Raw genomic sequence first — 16,501 nt, 5'->3', positions numbered from 1 at the left:
GCGAGACCCCGGGATTCCGACGGAGACGATCGCTGTCGGTCCATTCCGCGAAACGGCGGCATGGGTCCGGCGTGTCGGTGCTGCGCGGAGTGTGACTCCTATGAGTTCGTCTGCTCGAACGTCACGATCTCCGCCACCGGATCGGCCGGCACCGGAGTGCCCTCCCTGTCGGTGAGAAGTCCCGCTTCCCGCGCCGTGTCACCGGGCAGCACGTGAGGGAAGGAACGCTTCATCATCACCTCGCAGCCCTGAGGTCCCGTCACGCGCACCGTGCGGGAGAAGGACCCGGAGCCGCACACGTTGGCTGCGGCGACGGCTGCCGGCGCGTTGGACTCGATGATCCGTCTCGTCTCGTTCGACGCCTCCTTGTCGACCTCGACCCCCTTGACGTCGGCAGTCGCGACGGGCGTGTTCGCGTTCGGGGCGGCGGCTCGGCCGCCGATGCGGCGGGCGTGGCCGTCATGAGGCCCGGAACGGCGGTGGCAGCAACGCCGACATGTATCGCTGTCTTCATTCGCGCTCCTTGTGAGAAATTTTCAGGTCGGGTGTTCGACTTGCGTAACCACACTCCGTGATTCCGCTTACTTCCCTACGTCGTGAGGGTGTTCAGCAGGGAGCTCATCCCTCCGGAGGTGAGGTCGCTCGACCTGTGATCCGGAAGCTTGCAGGCGCCGGAGTGTGCCTGGTCGTCCCTTTGGGGCGCGGGCGCTTCCAAGAATTGAACCTGCAATGCAAGGAAATTGAAGACACTCCGGCTGGACGTGCGCTGCGGCGGCGCCTCCCGAATGCCGATGCCCATCCGTACGACCGCCCCCTCCGCCGAGTGCTTGTTCTCCGCAACCGCAAGGAAGGCCGGATCAGGGGGGCCCGGACTGCCCCCACGCCTCGCGGTCGCCATGACCATAGATCGATCTCAGCGGTTGTGCGAAGGGTTACAAGTCGCAAGGTCGAGCAGTGGAAGAGTGTCGTTGCTGAGGGTTTATCAGGATGCCCTCATTTTCTCTTTTTGTAGTTCCATCGTGCAGTTTTCCGGCTTTCTCATGGGTTAAGTCGGCTACTTTTGGCCACTCGCCCGTACGGCTGCCGGTGGTGTCTGCATCGTCCGCATGTCTGGTCCAGGCGCAGAAAAGCCAGTTGGTCGAACGGGAGTGAGATCGCCATTGGTGTAGTCCACGCCTGCGGCGGGTTGGCTACTTTCGGCCGCGCTGTGCGATGGGGCGGCGCACGGAAGGGAGCCGTACGGCATGAGCGGAGAGCGAAAACTCTTGGGTGTGACCTTTTTCACGTCAACCGGAACTCGTGGGGTTCTCATCCGGGGTGCAGCGGTCGTGCGGCCGTGCGGCCGCCGAAGGAGCCGTGCACGAGCGGTTGGTGCCGTGTGGGGAGGGGATCAGCCGGTGGTCGCGGGCTCGGGGCAGGTCGGCAGGGCGATCCGGGGATGTCTACGGAAGAGCGCCGGGACGGTGGCCGTTCGGCGGGGTGCTCACCATCGTCCGCACCGTCCTGCCGGGGCCGCGGCGGCGGTCGGTGACGCCCCGGTCGTCGGCCGGAGCGGCGACGAGGAGGAGGCCGCGGCCGGACTCGGACTCCGCGTCGGGGTCCGTGGGGGCGGTGACGGCGGGCCGGTGCTCCGTGCGGGTGTCGGAGACCTCCACGCGCAGCCGCCCGCCGTCCGCCTCGGCGGTTCCCCGGACGTGGAAGTCCCGTCCGGGGAACCGCCCGTGCCGTACGGCGTTGGCGCACAGCTCGGCGGTGATGAGGGTCGGTGTCTCGTTGACGTCGCTGTCGTACGGGTGGCCCCGGGCGTCCAGGCACTGCGAGACGAACAGCCGGGCCAGGCGGGCGCCTCGAGGGGTGGAGGTGAAGGCCATCGCGAACTCGGTGGCGTCCGTGGGGCGAGAGGGCGAGAGGGCGGGAGCGGGGAGGGCGAGGTGTGCATGGACTCAGCGTTGTGGTTGCGCCGGTCCCGCTACCAGCAGCGACGCTTGTACGACGGGGCCCTGTACGCCGGGTGGGGCGCCGGTGCGCGTGTGGGGGAAGCGGTGCCGGGTGGAGGGGCGGATACGGTGCGTGTCCCTGCGGCGGGCGGAAAGCGAGGATCGCATGCCGTACAGGGGGTTTCTGTACCGGGCCGCCTGCGCGACCGCTTCGGCAAGGACGCCGACTTCTGCCGGCACCTCGGCCGGCGGGCCTGCGGCCGGGCGGTGCACCTCGTTTCGGAGCAAGACCGACCGCTCCCCGCTCCTGGACGGACAGCGCCCCCCGGCGAGGGCGCGCCGAGCCGCCGGCCCGGTGCGCCGGGACCACGCACCACCGCCGACGCGCCACATCGTCAGGGGAGAACGAGGGGAAACAGCATGCGCAAGTTCACCGTCACGGCCGCCATCGCACGGCATGCCGCCTACCTGCCCGACGAGGTCCGTCACCGCCTGGGGCTGCGTGCCGCACCGCGGGCGACCGCGTTCGGCCGGCTCCTGGCGCACCTGGACAGCGACACAGTGGACGCGGCGGTGGGCGCGTGGCCCGCAGAACACCGCACACGCCCTGATCAGGACGAAGAACTGTGCGCGGTCGCCGTCGACGGCAGGAGCCTGCGCGGATCGAGCACCGCGGCGACGAGGGCGGTGCACCTGCCGGCGGCCACCGGGGGACCAGACGCCGATTCCACCAGTTTCGACTTTTTGCTTGGGATTCGAGTGTGGATCGCTACGCTTGAGGGACTTGCGTCATGTCGCCGACAGGCGTCCCTTTGTTGAGGTCTGGCATTCAGAAACGGGGAAAACTGTTGTGAGCGATCAGCAGCACTTGATCTCGGTGTCGGTCATCGCCGACCCGGATGGTGAGCAAGCCCGGTCACTGCGCCGATGGCTGCAACGCGACAACAAGGTGGACACGTCCCCGGACATCACTCCAGGTGCCGCGGACCCGGACCCGGAGGCAATGAGCAGCGGACTCGACTGGCTGAACTTCGGCGTTTCCTCCGCGATCGGTCTGAGCAGCCTGATCGTCAGCATCGCGACCTGGTGCTCAACGAGGGCCTCCGGGCAGCGGGTCCGCGTGTCCAGCGACCGAGGCCCCTCCGTGGACGTGTCCCGGGCGGAAACCGCGCCCGAACGCGCCGACGAGCGTGCTGCAGAGGTGTTCGGCGACAGGGCGCCGGAAGAGTAGCCCGGGTATGAGCAGCCGCTTGCGCGATCCGCTCAAGTCGGCCGCGGTGATCGCCGGAGTGTTCAACCAGGCTTCGGGAAGCGACCTGTTGAACCTTCCGGCGGTCGAGAACAATATCCGCGGACTGGCACGAGTTCTCCGTGACCCGGAAATCTGGGGTCTCCCCCGGGATCGGTGTGTCGAGCTGCCCCAGCCGACCAGGGATCAGTTCCTGACCGCGGTCGGGTTGGCCGGTGCCTCAGCAACAGACACGCTGTTCGTCTACTTCGCGGGTCATGGCATTGTCCACCCGGCTACGGACCGGTTGTATCTCGCGTTGCAGGACTTCAGCAACGAGGGCGAATACGGGACCAAGGCAATCAGATACGCGGACCTGCAAGATCTGTTGTGGGAACCGCGCATCAGAGCCCGTCACAAGGTGATCGTCCTCGACACCTGCTTCAGCGCCACAGCGTTCGATGACTCCATGGGGATGAACGCCGTCTACCAGAAGCTGAGGACACGCGGAGCATGCACCATGGTGTCCTCGGATGTCACGGAGACCTCCAGAGCTCCGGAGGGAACTGACTACACGTCGTACACCGCCCGTCTGATCTCCACACTGCAGTACGGCATTGAGGGCGAGGAAGCGACTCTCACCCTCCAGGCCGTTCACCGTCACGTCCGCGAGCGGCTGCGCTCGGCAAGCATTTCGACCCCGAGAATCCTCAACGTCGACGACACCGCTCTGGTGCGTATCGCCCGCAACCGAGCCTTCGACGGTTCTGCGAACTCCGGCGGCGCGAGCACCCCCTCCCCGGTGGAGCAATGGCAGGATTTCCAAGACGAACTGTTCAGTGTGCTCAAGGCCGGACTCGGGGCCGCTCACTCGACTGTGCGAGTGGGGAACTCACTCCCCTGGGACCCTCAACTCGGTCCGCAGCAGGAGGGGGAGCGTCTCCTCGCGTTCATCGAGCACCGCAAGATGCTTGAAAATCGGTTCACGGCCTTCACGACGAAGGCCGTGAAGTTCCGCCACGTGAACAACGGAACCAGCGTTGCGCAGGTGGACTACACCGATATGCACCGATGGTCCGTCAAGAGTACCGAGGCGCGACCGGTCTGGGAGTGGTGGAAGGAGGCCTACGCGGATTGGTACGGAATCTCGCAGTACGCACGGTCTACGCCCAAGTACGAAATACTGCTGGCCTGCGATGAGACCATGTTCTACGTGCCACATGGCAAATTGAGGGACGCGCCGTTCCGCATCCTCCTGCGAAAGGTGCGGGACTTGACCCGGAAGTACGAGCTCGACCTCCCGGAGTGAGCGCGCTGAACCAAGCGCCCCACAGCACTCACGAAGTCGAGGCGCGTGAAACTCCTCGCCGGCACCGCCCGCCTGGAACAACGGGTGACCAACACGGTCCCCCGGGGTGAAGCGGTCAGGAGTGGGGCCGTAGGCGTAGGCGTAGGTGTGGGTGCGTTTGCCGGTGTCGTGGACGAGACCCAGGACGTTGTCGGTGGCGTCGGTGAGGTAGTAGGAGGACTTCCCCCCGTCGTCATGGAGTTCAGCGTGCCCGAAGGCTCGCTGATGAATCCGGTGTCGACACCGTTCGTCGTCGTCGAGGTCAGGCCGAGCGCGGTGTGGGGGCACCAGGTCGAACCCAGCTTCGTGCGTTCGGAGTTGTCCGTGCCCGTGTGGACCAGGTCGTGCGCCGTGCCGCCGAAGGTGATGCCGGCCGGCCGGCTGTAGTCGGTCCAGGTCTCGTTCGTTCGTGCGGTGGCACCGTCGCCCGAGGTTTCGTTACCCACCTTGTCGCAGGACCAGCCGGTCGTGGAGCCGTTCTTCCCGGCCGGCCCGGAGGTGCCGTTGCAGGTATGGGGGCCTTGGGACCTGTCCCCGAGGAGTGGACAAGGCCCGTGCGCCGTCCGGAAGACGCGGACCCGGCGGAAGCCGGCCCGGAGGAACCAGGCCCGGGACTCGCGGGCCGACGAGAGGGAGGAACCCGATGATGGTCGCCAAACTCGACTACCGCTGGCACCTACGCAAGGTGATGGCGGACCGCGGGATGTTCTCCACCACCGACCTCATCCCGCCGCTGAAGGAACGCGGCATCACGCTGTCGTCAAGCCAGGTCTACCGGCTCGTGGTCGAGCGGCCCGAACGCCTCAGCCTGAAGATCCTCACGGCCCTGCTCGACATCCTCGACTGCACCATGGACGACCTCATCGAGCCCATCGCGGCGGCCGGGACTGTGAAGAAGCCGAAGAAGGCAGCAGCCGGCGGCTCGGCGCCCGATGCGGAGGGACTCGGCGGACTGCGGCCAAAGCGAGCACGGATCAGGGGTGTCGACCGGTCATGACCGCGGCTGACCAGCTCGACCGCGCCGTCACAGACCCGGTCGGCTTGATCACGGAGCTCGTCGCCGACGTTGAGAAGCAACTCGGCGCCGAGACGATCCGGGCCGTGGTCACCGCGGTCGCAGGCGGCCGCGCGAAGTCACGGCAACTGGCCAAGGCTCTGGCGATACGGCCCGCGGTCCTGACCGACGGCCGGTCCCCGGCACCCCGGGTCGTCGCCGGATGGATTCTCCGTCGGCCGGAGAGCCTCATTGAGAGCGAGCGTCTTCGGCCCAAGGCCGTTCTGGTCCGCTGCCCTGAACCGGACGCCCTCACCGGCCACGTCCGCTCCTTCGGTCAGATGCTCACCGAGCGCCAGGGCGAACGGTTGCCGCATTGGCTTGATGCCGTCCGGCGAGACAACCTCCCCGGCCTCCACACGCTCACCGCAGGCATCGACCGCGACCGGGACGCCGTCATCGCCGGCCTCACCCTGCCCTGGAGCTCCGGCGTGGTTGAAGGACACGTCAACCGGATCAAGATGCTCAAACGCCGGATGTTCGGCCGAGCCGGCTTCGATCTTCTCCGTAAGCGTGTCCTCCTCTGCACATAGGGCACGGCATGCGCCCCTGCCGCGGGTGCTGGCGGACGAGCCTCAGGGCGCTATGTGTCGGATGAGCTCGTGTGACTTCTGCTGCAGTGCGGCTGTCCACTTCTTTGCCCGGGGATCCGAAGCCGTCTTGAGACAGCGGCTCTCGGCGCGCTCGGCCGCCTGCCAGTTCACCTTGATGTTCGCTTTCTCAGCCAAGGCCAGCACCGTGGCAACGAACCCTTCGGACAGGGTGGCCATGATGGCGTGCCTGGTTTTGCTATGCCAGGCGAGCAGGGCGTCGACGAACGCCGCGAATGCGACGGGGTCGATCTGACACTCGTCAGCTTCCATGGGGCCTATGCCGGATGGCAGCCCCACTTCAGCTTGATGAACGGTGACCTGGCTCATGAACAGCCGGGACGCCCCGTTGGACGGGTCCCACAGGGTTTGGCCGCCCACTTTGCAGTACTGGCTCACGTCAGCTTCTCACTGCTGGTCATAGGGGGTCGATGCCACGGTCAGGCAGCCCTCCACGGAGAGTGAGCCAGAACCGTCTCTCGTGAACAGAGCCGCTCCCAGCGATCATGAGGTGTCGAGTCCCTGATCACCACGACGGAAGACCGTGTCTGCCCGCTCGTCCTCGCTCGTCCCGGGCCCTCTGGGTCAATGCACCGACGCCGCGCCGACCGTCCCCGACGACCTCCCCGGCCTGCCGGCCTGCCTGGCTCAGGTGCTCAATCCCCGGCGGGGCCAGGGCCGACACCACCTGCTCACCCTCGCCGGCCGGACGAACAGCGCCGCCGGCCTCCACCACCACACCCGCGACGCCGGCCGTCCGCCGATCACCCTCGGCATCATGTGATCAACCAGGACACGTCACCTGAACGACGCGAGCCCGGGCCCACGGGAGACGGCTGTGCCGAAGCGCGATAGTTGTCACCGACGGCCTGCATCAGCCTGCGGTTCCTGCGAGGCGAGGCACCGTGGTTGTCACGGGATCAGCGAGCCACTTGTCACCTGCGGCGCGGAAGCGCCGTTGTTGTCACTGGCTTGGGTAGGCCGTCGGCCGCCTGAGCGGCACGGGGAGTTCCAGGCACTTGTGCGGTCATGTGTCAGTGAGCTTCTTCAGCGGTGCCGCTCCAGGGTGAGTACGGCTTTGGCGATTTACGTCATGCGGTTCGGGCTGCAGCGGGCGCGACGGAAGATCCGCCAGGACTTGAGGCGGGCGACGCCGCGCTCGGCCGGGGCGCGGGTCCGGGCCTGCGCCCGGTTCATGGTCTGCTGGGTGGGAGTGAGGCCGTGGTGCGGCCGACGCTTGACGCCGGTGGTGACCGATGCCCTGACGTTCGCAGATACGGATGATCCGGTGGGTACGGACGGCGGTCAGGTCGTGGGCGCGGCCCGGCAGTGCCGGGGGAGAGGCACAGCAGTCGGCAGAAGCTCGCTGTTTGAGCCGGCGGGAGCCGACCGGCTCAGCCACCCGAAGCGAAACGGGGAGGCTGTCGAGCCTGCGTCCGGCGCTTGGCGTCCGGCGTTCCGCCACCCCGCGACCGGGCGCCGGGGCGACAGGATCGAGGACTGCGGCCTCGTCGCGACGCGGCCGTCCGTACCAGTGGCGACACCACGGTGCAGGCTGTCGACTACAGGCCGGCGATGATGTCCTGCACCGACTTGCCCCAAGCCACGCCCTCGGCATGCGTGTTGGCGAAGTCCGGGTCCACGTAGATGTGGACCCTCCTGACGAGTTCACCCTCGAACTCGAACACATTGCAGAACAGCCCGAAGGAGGAAACGCCGTCAGGGAAATCCACGCCTGACGTCGTTGTTCCCTTTTCCGCGCCCTCGACGATCACGTAGTTTCCGGACGACAACACGGTGAAGCCCTCGATCTCGTGCTCGAGCGACGTGATTCCCCGGCCGAGACCCCGAGCGAACGCTCCGATCTGCGCCTTCCCACGCGCGATGCCGAACTTCGGGTAGAACATGTGAGCATCTTCCGTGAAGATGTCGATGACCGCAGGGTTGCCGGCGTCCACCATGCGGAAGTAGTTGATAGCGATCTCTTCGCGACGCTTCTGGATATCGCTGGTGGCGTTCACTTTTCCTCCTGGTACGTGGTGTGTGTGGTGCGCTCTCGCACTGGTTGAGTTGAGGGGCGCGGTCAGACCTGCGCCTGGCCTCCGTCGACGAACCAGTCGACGCCGTTGACGAAGCTGGAGGCGTCCGAGGCCAGGAACGTCGCCACGGCGGCGATCTCGTCCGGGCGGCCGATCCTGCCGAGCGGCACCTCCGAGGCGAGCTGGTGGTCCGGGCCTACGGCGCCGACCAGGCCCGGGGTCTCGGTCGGGCCGGGGCTCAGCACGTTCACCCGGAACTTCCGTTCCTGCGCGCTGAGCGCCCAGCTGCGCACCAGGTTGCGCACCGCTGCCTTCGATGCGCCGTAGATTTCCAGGCTCGGTCCGGGGCGGAGGGCGTTGGTCGATCCGGTCACCACGATCGAGGCGCCGTCCGACAGCAGGGGCAGCGCCTTCTGTACGGTGAAGATCGTGCCCTTCACGTTCGTACCGAAGGTGGCGTCGATGGCTTCCTCTGTGATCTCACCGAGACGCTGGGGGACAGCGCTGCCGGCGTTGGCGACGAGCACGTCGATGCGGCCCGCCTTCTCGCGCACGACCGAGTAGAGGTCATCGAGGTCCGTCTGTACCGAGACGTCGGTCCTCACACCGGTGGCCGCCGGCCCGATCTCGGCGACGGCCGCGTCGAGCGGCTCCTGACGGCGACCGGCCAGGAACACCCGTGCCCCCTCCGCGGCGAACCGCCTGGCGATGGCAAGCCCAATGCCGCTGTTGGCTCCGGTGACCACCGCCACCTTGCCTGCGAGTACTTCCGTCATGACGCGCCCACTCCTCAATTCTTGACCGGTTCGTCCATAACGCTAGCCGTTATGGACGAACCGGTCAAGAACGGGTAGGCTGCCCCCATGGCGCGACCCAGGAAGTTCGACGAGCAGCAGGTACTGGACACTGCCCGGGAGCGGTTCTGGTCGGGTGGGTACGCCGCCACGCGCATGGAGGACATCGCCGAGGCGACGGGGCTCGGCAAGGGCAGCCTGTACGGCGCGTTCGGCGGAAAGCGGGAACTGTTCCACCGCGTGTTCGACGATTACTGCGGCTCCGTCGTCGATGCTGTGAGCCGGCAGCTGCGCGGCGACGACGCGGACGCCTACGCGCGGCTGTCCGCCCACGTGTACGCGGTGGCGGCGGCGACCGCCGCAGACGCCGCCCACCGCGGATGCCTGTTGGCCAAGGGCGCCGCCGAGCTGGCCGAACACGACGAGACGGTGGCCAAGCGGGCGCGCGCGGCCATCGAGGCGCTGCAGGCGCTACTGGAGGGCGACATCGCAGCCTGCCAGCGCAATGGCGATATCGCTGCGGACGCGGATCCGGGAAAGCTGGCTGCGCTGGTGCTTGCCGTACTGCGCGGCATTGAAGCGCTGGGCAAGGCCGGAGCGAGCGAGGAGACGCTGACCGGTATAGCCCGGACAGCCCTTGCTGTACTGCCCCGCCCCGCTCACTGAGTTTCTTCGGTCCGGCCACCGATCTTCGAGGAGCCCGGCACCGCCACCCGCAAGAAGTTCGAGGCCGGCGGCTTCGGCGGCTGCACCGCCGAGGCCGCCGTCGACCGACTGCGCAACGTCGCCGGCGTGGACGTCAATGACAAGGGTGCTCGTGCTCCGGAGGCGCCGGCCACGTCCCGTAACTCTCCGCAGCGCTACGGCCTGACCGCCCCGGCCCCCACCGTGGAGGCCCGCGCCGCCGGAGTCCTCGACTTCCGCATGGACTTCATCCATCCATCCATCCCGGTGAAGCACGGCACACCGTCCGCCGTACAGCGGCACGGTGACAACAATCCTGCCTTCGTGGCAACTGACGTGCTTCGGCTCGACGGCTCCCCACCTCGCCGTCCCGGAGGACGCTCAGTCGAGACAGAACTCGTTGCCCTCGATGTCCTGCATCACGATGCACGACTCATTGACGCCGTCGGCACGCAGTAGTCGCACGCGCACCGCACCGAGCGTGACCAGTCGTGCGCACTCGGCCTCAAGCGTGGCGAGGCGCTCTTCCCCCACGAGCCCGGTGCCGACCCGCACGTCAAGATGCAGCCGATTCTTGACGGCCTTGCCTTCGGGAACGCGCTGGAAGAACAGTCGCGGGCCCACACCTGAGGGATCGATGCAGGCAAACGCTGTGCCCTGACGCTCGGGCGGCAGCGAGCGATTGAAATCGTCCCAAGTGGCGAACCCCTCCGGTGGGGGCGGTACGACGTACCCCAACACCTCGCACCAGAAACGAGCGACGCGCTCAGGTTCTGCGCAGTCGAAGGTGACTTGGAACTGCTTGACCGATGCCATCGGTCCACCGTAGCAGGGGGACTCTGTTACTCAACTCCCGCTTGGGACACGTACGTTGACGAGAGAACGGCCCTTGCGAGCCGTTGCTGTGTCGTGCGGTCGCAGGGGGCGAACCAATGTCGATGCCTCCAAGGGGCCGCCCGCCGTTCCGGAGCGGACCGCGGCCACGCCCCTCGCCGCGTTTCCTGGCGGCAGCCTGTCGAGCCGGGTCCGCACCTACAAAGAAGACGCCTCCCGCGTGAGTACCGGAACCGCACCCCGAACCATGGCCGCCCTCAGGGACCTGGCCATCGGCCCCTCCGGCTCACCGCCGTTCATTCCACGGCCGGACCTGCCTTCCGGAACGTCCTCCAGTACTGGCGTCGCTTCTCGTCCCTCACGACGACGCCGAGACGGGCCAGCTCCTCACGGAGCTCTTGAACGCCGTCGTCGGAGGAACTCTTCTTTTCCAACGACTCCTGGCGGGCCTCGAGGATGGCGTTCGCACCCTCCGGGAGGCCGGGAGTACCAGGGACCCAGCGGCGGAACTCGTCCTTGTGCGGATCGGCGTCCGCCCACACGTAGCCGTGCTCGGTAAAGGCGTCGGCAACACGGCCGACGTCCAGGTCGCACTCTTGCCGAGTGAGCTCGCCACCGTCGTGGCCCAGCAGGACGAGTTGCTTGCCGTCCCGGAACACTGCGGCGATGGCGTCGCGCGAGAACTCCTGCGCACGCCCTTTGCGTGTGAGCACAACGCGGTCGTCCGACAGGCGGATCACCAGCTGCTCGTGCTGAGCAACAAGTCCGAGGGCCAGCCCTGCCACCGAACCCGCGGCGGGCAGCCACGGAGCGGGGATCGACGCAACGAGCTCGGCCGGTCCCTGCAGCGGTGCCCAGGGAAGCGTCACAAGCCAGTCGGCCAGGAGACCGGCCAGCCAGCCGGCACCCGCCCCCGCCAGCGTGAAAACGAAATAGACGCACACGGTGCTCCACGCCGACTGACCGAGCACGGTGAACCGGTCACCTCGCGGGCTTCGCTCAAGTCTCTTGCGCATGCTCATGTTCCCCCTCGCTCCTGCTGTTCCCGTAATAATAGACCGAGTGCTCGGTCTATTATTACTCGGTGAAGGGCCGGAAGAGCCCGGAGCCGACCAGAAGGGGACCACGATGAGGACAGTCGATCCGGCCAGGCACCGGGCACGGCGTCGGCACATCGTCAACGCCGCGGCCGAGCTCTTCGCCGCCAGGGGTTTCGAGCGCACCACCACGGCAGAGATCTGCAAGGCCGCCGGCATGAGCGCGGGCAACCTGTTCCACTACTTCCCCAACAAGCGCGCGATCTTCCACGCCGTCTTCGAGGACGAGGAGCACGACGGCGCCACCAAGGCCGAGCGTCTCGCCGCCGCCCGTGCCGCCGACGACCCGTGGACCGCCCTCCTCGACACCGTCGACCTTCTCGCCGCCCCCGCCACGGAACCACTGGTTCCGGCCCTCGTGATGGAGGCGATGATCCAGGCTTACCGCGACCCCGAGCTCGAAGCACTGCTGAGCCGTGACAATGACGAGGAGCGGGACACCGTCACCACCCTGCTGCGGAAAGCGGCCGCAGCAGGCCGGATCGACCCGGCCCTGGACCCGGACGACACCGCGGCCTGGGTCATGGCTCTCATCGCCGCTCTCTACACCAGTGCCGCCACCGACCCGTCCTTCACCCCGGCCGATCAGCTCCCCACCCTGCGCCTGATCCTCCAACGCTTCCTACGGCCCGACACCCACCAGGAGCCGAAGCGATGAACGGGCACCCCCATGGGGCCCAATGCAGTGGCAGGCGTACAGGGTGATCTTCCGGCTGAGCCCTCCCCTTGATCGTGGACACCTGGAGACTGGGACCTGAGGTTCCAGAGGAAGCAGCACCAGGCGGGAAGCAAGTACACGAAGCGGTACACCGAAGAGTTCGAGCGGGACGCGATCGCGCTCGTCGACTCCTCGGGCAAAACGGTCACGGCGGTCGCCCGGGAACTCGGCATCAGCTCAGAGTCCCTGCGCGGCTGGTACCGCAAGGCGAAGGCGGACCGGGGCGAAGGCGTCCCCGGTGAATTGAGCAGTGCCGAGCGCGAGGAGCTCAAGCGGCTTCGGCGGGAGAACCGCGAGCAGCAGCAGACGATCGAGATCCTGAAAAAGCGACCGCCTTCTTCGCGAAGGAGAGCGACCGGTGAGCGAGTTGTACCGGTTCATCCATGCGGGGAAGGCGAACTGTCCGATCGTTCCGCTGTGCCGGGTGCTGCATGTCGCCCGCTCCTCCTCCTGCGCGTGGCGCGAGGGCGAGGCCGCCCGCCATGCCCGGCAGGCCGCCGACGATGCGCTCGCGCACGAGATCACGGTGCTGCAGGGACCGTGAGGAAGTGATCCGGCACGCGGTGTGGGAATCCATGGTGGCAGTCGACATCGGCCACCGTCCTGCGGCTGAGGACATCTCCGTTCGTACTGCTCCGACACTTACGCAGGATGGCGTACGTGTAGGTGCAGCGAACCAGTCGTCTCCACACCGAGCGCGCAGAGGCGCGGGACGCCGAGGCCGAGGAGCAGTACGGCATTCTGCGGGCTCAGGCCCTGCCTCCACGTGAGTCGACGGCCTTCGTCGAGGGACTCTTGGGAGGGGAACGCCCCCCGTGTGAGCGAGCTGACGGTTCCTGAGTCAGCGTGGTTCAAGAGCAGCTACAGCAGTGGCGAGGGCGGGGAATGCGTCGAAGTCGCCTGGGCTAGGAGCAGCTGCAGCGGTGCTGAAGGCGGCGAGTGCGCTGAGGTCGCCGCGACCACTGAAGCCGTCCTCGTCCGGGACTCGAAGCAGCCTGCGGCGGCCCGCCTTGCGGTCGGCGTCGATGCCTGGGAGGGCTCCGTACAGATGGCTGCCGGACCCCTTCCTTCGCCTCACGTCTCAGAAGCCGTCCAAATCGCTACCCCGGCCGCGTACCGCGGGCACTTCCTCCGCCGCCTCCCGGGACGGCAGCAACTGCCCGCCGGTCAGCCCGCCCGCCAGCAGCCGTGCCGTCTCCTCCGCCAGCCGGGTCGCCCGGTGCGCCTCCGCCCGCAGTTCGTGCACGCGGCGGAACGCCTCCCCGTACCGCCGCTGCTCCTCCAGCGGCAGCAGCGGTACGCGCAGCCGGCCGGGGCTGACGCTCAGCACCGTGCTGCCGGTGGACGCGCCCGCGATGTTGTCCTCGGCGCCCAGGAAGCCGGCCAGGAACCAGGCGTCCAGGCGGGCCGGGTCGGGCCGGAACAGGTGGACGTGCGGGCCGAGCAGCGCGCCGGCCTCCGCCTCTCCGGCGACCAGCGCCATCGCCCCGCCGCCGCTCGCGACCGCGCGGACCAGTACGTCCCCGGCGGCGATCACCGGAGCCGCGTCCGCACGGACCGTCGCCGGGTCGCCCGTCGGGCCCGAACCCCATGAGAGGTCCGAGCCGGTGAAGACCGGGCGGGCCGCGTCCGTACCGTGCCGGCCCTTGCCCGCGCCGCCGTCCCCGCCCGAGCCGCCGCCGTCGTCGGTGCGCCCGCGCGAGCCCTCCGGCAGCGTCCGCAGCAGCGTCAGCGCGCCGCCTCGCGCGAGGTCGGACGCGGTCGCCGTACGCCACTGCCGGGCCGAGTCGCCCGCCGCGTCCCAGTCCTCGTACCGCGCCGCGCGGCCGAGGGCCCTGGCCGCCTGCACCAGGCCGAGGCGCGCCGTCTCCACCTCCGCCGCCAGCTTCGCCGGGTCCACCTCGGCGCGTGAGGCTCGGACGAGACGGGTCGGTGTCAGGTCCACCGTCTCGTCCAGGAGGTCGACGATGTCGACCGCGCGTGCCACGCCGGGATCGTCCTCGAAGGCGTCGGGGTTCAGCGCGAACGCGTGCCACGCGCCCAGCGCCTGTCCGGTGACCCGCTCCCAGTCCAGCGATGCGGACCGGGCGCCGCCCCGCGTACGCGGGCCCGACCTCGCGTCCGTCCGTGCGTCCGTCGTCGGCCCCGCCGTGTCGACGAACAGCACCGACTTGCGTTCGGCGCCGCCCGGTTCGGGCCGCTGCAGGACCCAGATCTGCAGACCGATGTGGAACGGCACCGACGCGCCGGCCGGTAGCGCGATCACCGCGCGCAGGGCCCCGCTGCGGACCAGTTCCGCCCGCACCCGGCGGCCCGAGGCGCGGCCGGCCGTCGCGGGCGGCAGGAGCAGGACCGCGTGACCGCCGGGTGTCAGGTGGGCGAGCGCGTGCTGCACCCACGCCAGTTCGGACTCGGCGCGGGCCGGTACGCCGTACGCCCAACGCGGGTCGTACGCCAGCTCGTCGTGCCCCCAGTCCCGGACGCCGAACGGCGGGGTGCACAGCACCGCGTCGGCGACCAGCTCGGGGAAGGCGTCCGCGCGCAGGCTGTCTCCGGCGCGGACGGTGACCCCGGCGCCGGGCGGCGCCGTCAGCAGCAGGCTCACCGCGCTGCGCCGGGCCTGCACGGGGAGAAGGTCCTGCCCGTACAGCTCGGTCGTGCCCCGACGGGCGGCGGCCTCGAGCAGGGCGCCGCTGCCGCAGGCCGGGTCCAGGACACGGGCCGGGGCGCCGGGGACGAGGCGCGCGAGGAGATCGGCGAGCGGGGTCGGCGTACGGTACGCGCCGCTCGCCGCGCTGTCCTCCAGCTCCCGCTCGGCCAGCACCTCCAGCGCGGCCTGGCCGCCCTCGTCCCGTACGCACACGTACAGGGCGCGGAGCACGGTGACGTCGGCGTCCGCGAAGCGCACCGCGTCCGCATCCGGTACCGCGTCGGCGACGCGCGCCGTGTCGAGCTCCGCGCGGGCGACGAGGTCCGCGTCCGGGAGCCGCACCGAGGACGTGAGCTGGTCCGGCGTGCGGCGGGCCGCCGCCAGGACGAGGAGCAGCAGGTCCGCTGTACCGCCACCGCCACCGCCGGTGCTCCGGGTGCTGAGGCGGAGGGTCGTGCGCAGTTCCTCGGCCGGGCTGGCCGCCGAGGTGTGACCGCGCGAGGCGAGCCACGCCCTGACCGACTCCAGGTCGTACAGCGGGCTGCTCTCCGTACCGCCGGCGGGCTGGGGGAAGTCGTCGTACCGGCGACGCCAGTTGCTGACGGTGGCACGCGTGACCCCGGCGATGCGGGAGATCTCGGCGGCGGTCACCTGCGCGGACGGCTGCTGGGGCATGACGGAAGACCTGGGCCTCTCGATAGCGAACGTCAACAACTTACAGCACCCGTCAAGCTTGGTGAGTTGATTGACAGTGCTTTCTTTTGTCTGCTTACCTGGTGGAGCTTCCACGGGGCGGCGCCGCTGCGGTGACTGCCGCGTGGTCCGGCTGCGCGGCGTCCCGCCGTGCGCCCCGCACCTCGTATCGCCCTCCCTTCGCGTTTTCAGGAAACGGAGCACGACCATGTCCTTCCAGCAGCCCTCTCCCTCCCCCTCCCCGCAGCCCGGCCACGGAGCCCAGGGCCCCTTCGGTCTCGGCGCGCCCACCGGTCCGGTACGGCCCCCCAGGCCGCGTGGTCGGTGGCTGAAGTACGGGGCGGTAGCCCTCGTGTCCCTGTTCATCGGGGTCGGCATCGGAAGCGGCGGCGACGGCTCGGCGGCAGCGGACACGGCAGCCGCCGGCACCACGTCAGAACCCAGACCCACGGCCACCGTCACCGAGACCGCCAAGGCCGCAGACGGCGGCGACGCCAAGCCCGCACCCACCGTCACCGAGACCGAGACGGTCACCGCCAAACCGAAGAAGACGAAGGAACCGGGACCGGCGGCCGGCTTCTCCGGCGAGGGCGAGTACGTCGTCGGCGAGGACATCGAGGCCGGCACGTACAAGACGGCCGGAGCGGACGGGGACTTCGGCTGCTACTGGGAACGGGCCAAGGACGCCAGCGGCGAGTTCGGCTCCATCATCGCCAACAACAACCTGAACGGCCCGGGACGGGTGACCCTCAACACCGGCGAGTACTTCAAGACCAACCGGTGCCAGGAGTGGGAGAAGGTCGGCTGAGGCAGGCCCGGACCGCCGTCGCTGCCG

Annotated in this window: 18 protein-coding genes and 4 pseudogenes; 13 read left to right on the top strand and 9 right to left on the bottom strand. The window is 68.8% G+C overall.

All coding sequences use genetic code 11. From position 1 onward, the window contains the following. Positions 1-98 precede the first annotated feature (98 nt). On the bottom strand, positions 99-263 hold the full coding sequence (locus ACFWVE_RS02505; RefSeq protein ID WP_384007489.1) for a hypothetical protein: 165 nt from the start codon (positions 261-263) through the stop codon (positions 99-101). Positions 264-1,442: 1,179 nt separating this feature from the next. Continuing rightward, positions 1,443-1,871, bottom strand: a complete 429-nt coding sequence (locus ACFWVE_RS02500) for an ATP-binding protein (protein WP_384007488.1) — start codon at positions 1,869-1,871, stop codon at positions 1,443-1,445. A gap of 486 nt (positions 1,872-2,357) precedes the next feature. On the opposite strand from ACFWVE_RS02500, the gene ACFWVE_RS02495 reads away from it, so the two are divergent. The 6 genes and pseudogenes from ACFWVE_RS02495 to ACFWVE_RS02470 form a co-directional block, all read left to right on the top strand. Continuing rightward, on the top strand, positions 2,358-2,756 hold the full coding sequence (locus ACFWVE_RS02495; RefSeq protein ID WP_384007486.1) for a hypothetical protein: 399 nt from the start codon (positions 2,358-2,360) through the stop codon (positions 2,754-2,756). A gap of 31 nt (positions 2,757-2,787) precedes the next feature. Beyond that, a complete protein-coding gene (locus ACFWVE_RS02490; protein ID WP_384007484.1) occupies positions 2,788-3,168 on the top strand; it encodes a hypothetical protein in 381 nt (126 codons plus the stop codon). A 19-nt stretch (positions 3,169-3,187) separates the two neighbouring features. Beyond that, entirely contained in the window at positions 3,188-4,474 is a 1,287-nt protein-coding gene (locus ACFWVE_RS02485; RefSeq protein ID WP_384007482.1) for a caspase domain-containing protein, read from the top strand. Positions 4,475-4,720: 246 nt separating this feature from the next. Beyond that, complete coding sequence (locus ACFWVE_RS02480; RefSeq protein WP_384007480.1) at positions 4,721-4,900, top strand: hypothetical protein; 180 nt, start codon at positions 4,721-4,723, stop codon at positions 4,898-4,900. Between the two features lie 259 nt (positions 4,901-5,159). Continuing rightward, positions 5,160-5,510 (top strand): helix-turn-helix domain-containing protein, encoded by a 351-nt coding sequence (locus ACFWVE_RS02475; RefSeq protein ID WP_384007569.1) that lies wholly within the window; start codon positions 5,160-5,162, stop codon positions 5,508-5,510. A 191-nt stretch (positions 5,511-5,701) separates the two neighbouring features. Further along, positions 5,702-6,100: pseudogene (locus tag ACFWVE_RS02470) on the top strand (transposase); the annotation flags it as partial. A gap of 42 nt (positions 6,101-6,142) precedes the next feature. Here the strand turns inward: ACFWVE_RS02470 and ACFWVE_RS02465 are convergent. Then, positions 6,143-6,556, bottom strand: coding sequence for a DUF6086 family protein (locus tag ACFWVE_RS02465; protein ID WP_384007479.1), 414 nt, complete (start codon positions 6,554-6,556; stop codon positions 6,143-6,145). 145 nt (positions 6,557-6,701) lie between these two features. Between ACFWVE_RS02465 and ACFWVE_RS02460 the strand changes: the two genes are divergently transcribed. Then, complete coding sequence (locus ACFWVE_RS02460) at positions 6,702-6,941, top strand: hypothetical protein (protein ID WP_384007477.1); 240 nt, start codon at positions 6,702-6,704, stop codon at positions 6,939-6,941. Between the two features lie 302 nt (positions 6,942-7,243). On the opposite strand, the pseudogene ACFWVE_RS02455 reads toward ACFWVE_RS02460, so the two are convergent. The 3 genes and pseudogenes from ACFWVE_RS02455 to ACFWVE_RS02445 all read right to left on the bottom strand — a co-directional run. Further along, positions 7,244-7,493: pseudogene (locus tag ACFWVE_RS02455) on the bottom strand (transposase family protein); the annotation flags it as partial. Positions 7,494-7,719: 226 nt separating this feature from the next. Further along, positions 7,720-8,178 (bottom strand): nuclear transport factor 2 family protein, encoded by a 459-nt coding sequence (locus ACFWVE_RS02450; RefSeq protein ID WP_384007475.1) that lies wholly within the window; start codon positions 8,176-8,178, stop codon positions 7,720-7,722. A 62-nt stretch (positions 8,179-8,240) separates the two neighbouring features. After that, entirely contained in the window at positions 8,241-8,972 is a 732-nt protein-coding gene (locus ACFWVE_RS02445) for an SDR family NAD(P)-dependent oxidoreductase (protein WP_384007473.1), read from the bottom strand. An 87-nt stretch (positions 8,973-9,059) separates the two neighbouring features. Between ACFWVE_RS02445 and ACFWVE_RS02440 the strand changes: the two genes are divergently transcribed. Next, positions 9,060-9,656, top strand: a complete 597-nt coding sequence (locus tag ACFWVE_RS02440; protein ID WP_384007471.1) for a TetR/AcrR family transcriptional regulator — start codon at positions 9,060-9,062, stop codon at positions 9,654-9,656. Between the two features lie 399 nt (positions 9,657-10,055). Here ACFWVE_RS02440 and ACFWVE_RS02435 read toward each other — a convergent pair whose 3' ends face one another. Together ACFWVE_RS02435 and ACFWVE_RS02430 are read right to left on the bottom strand one after the other, a co-directional pair. Continuing rightward, the gene (locus tag ACFWVE_RS02435) at positions 10,056-10,490 is read right to left on the bottom strand and encodes a VOC family protein (protein ID WP_384007469.1); all 435 of its coding nucleotides are present in this window, start codon (positions 10,488-10,490) and stop codon (positions 10,056-10,058) included. Positions 10,491-10,804: 314 nt separating this feature from the next. Then, positions 10,805-11,530: a hypothetical protein gene (locus ACFWVE_RS02430; RefSeq protein ID WP_384007467.1), complete on the bottom strand. Its 726-nt coding sequence runs from the start codon at positions 11,528-11,530 to the stop codon at positions 10,805-10,807. A gap of 106 nt (positions 11,531-11,636) precedes the next feature. Here ACFWVE_RS02430 and ACFWVE_RS02425 point away from each other — a divergent pair, with 106 nt between their 5' ends. From ACFWVE_RS02425 to ACFWVE_RS02410, 4 genes and pseudogenes are all read left to right on the top strand, one after another. Continuing rightward, on the top strand, positions 11,637-12,263 hold the full coding sequence (locus ACFWVE_RS02425) for a TetR/AcrR family transcriptional regulator (protein WP_384007465.1): 627 nt from the start codon (positions 11,637-11,639) through the stop codon (positions 12,261-12,263). A gap of 96 nt (positions 12,264-12,359) precedes the next feature. Beyond that, a pseudogene (locus ACFWVE_RS02420) lies at positions 12,360-12,602 on the top strand (transposase); the annotation flags it as partial. 79 nt (positions 12,603-12,681) lie between these two features. Then, positions 12,682-12,867, top strand: a complete 186-nt coding sequence (locus tag ACFWVE_RS02415) for a hypothetical protein (RefSeq protein ID WP_384007463.1) — start codon at positions 12,682-12,684, stop codon at positions 12,865-12,867. 222 nt (positions 12,868-13,089) lie between these two features. Further along, positions 13,090-13,302: pseudogene (locus tag ACFWVE_RS02410) on the top strand (DUF397 domain-containing protein); the annotation flags it as partial. Positions 13,303-13,404: 102 nt separating this feature from the next. Here the strand turns inward: ACFWVE_RS02410 and ACFWVE_RS02405 are convergent. Continuing rightward, positions 13,405-15,648: an N-6 DNA methylase gene (locus ACFWVE_RS02405; RefSeq protein ID WP_384007461.1), complete on the bottom strand. Its 2,244-nt coding sequence runs from the start codon at positions 15,646-15,648 to the stop codon at positions 13,405-13,407. A gap of 226 nt (positions 15,649-15,874) precedes the next feature. Here ACFWVE_RS02405 and ACFWVE_RS02400 point away from each other — a divergent pair, with 226 nt between their 5' ends. Further along, positions 15,875-16,474 carry a hypothetical protein gene (locus ACFWVE_RS02400; protein ID WP_384007459.1) on the top strand — a complete coding sequence of 200 codons (600 nt, stop codon included), beginning with the start codon at positions 15,875-15,877 and terminating at the stop codon, positions 16,472-16,474. The last annotated feature ends 27 nt before the right edge of the window (positions 16,475-16,501 follow it).

Source organism: Streptomyces sp. NPDC058632 (genome assembly GCF_042717095.1).
In the GTDB taxonomy this organism is placed as follows: domain Bacteria; phylum Actinomycetota; class Actinomycetes; order Streptomycetales; family Streptomycetaceae; genus Streptomyces.
This window is presented reverse-complemented; position numbering and strand designations above follow the sequence as displayed.

Excerpts from the sequence above, each read along its gene's own strand:
- ACFWVE_RS02500 (WP_384007488.1), bottom strand. The coding sequence starts at position 1,871 with ATGGCCTTCACCTCCACCCCTCGAGGCGCCCGCCTGGCCCGGCTGTTC.
- ACFWVE_RS02495 (WP_384007486.1), top strand. The coding sequence starts at position 2,358 with ATGCGCAAGTTCACCGTCACGGCCGCCATCGCACGGCATGCCGCCTAC.
- ACFWVE_RS02475 (WP_384007569.1), top strand. The coding sequence starts at position 5,160 with ATGGTCGCCAAACTCGACTACCGCTGGCACCTACGCAAGGTGATGGCG.
- ACFWVE_RS02445 (WP_384007473.1), bottom strand. The coding sequence starts at position 8,972 with ATGACGGAAGTACTCGCAGGCAAGGTGGCGGTGGTCACCGGAGCCAAC.
- ACFWVE_RS02440 (WP_384007471.1), top strand. The coding sequence starts at position 9,060 with ATGGCGCGACCCAGGAAGTTCGACGAGCAGCAGGTACTGGACACTGCC.
- ACFWVE_RS02435 (WP_384007469.1), bottom strand. The coding sequence starts at position 10,490 with ATGGCATCGGTCAAGCAGTTCCAAGTCACCTTCGACTGCGCAGAACCT.
- ACFWVE_RS02430 (WP_384007467.1), bottom strand. The coding sequence starts at position 11,530 with ATGAGCATGCGCAAGAGACTTGAGCGAAGCCCGCGAGGTGACCGGTTC.
- ACFWVE_RS02425 (WP_384007465.1), top strand. The coding sequence starts at position 11,637 with ATGAGGACAGTCGATCCGGCCAGGCACCGGGCACGGCGTCGGCACATC.
- ACFWVE_RS02405 (WP_384007461.1), bottom strand. The coding sequence starts at position 15,648 with ATGCCCCAGCAGCCGTCCGCGCAGGTGACCGCCGCCGAGATCTCCCGC.
- ACFWVE_RS02400 (WP_384007459.1), top strand. The coding sequence starts at position 15,875 with ATGTCCTTCCAGCAGCCCTCTCCCTCCCCCTCCCCGCAGCCCGGCCAC.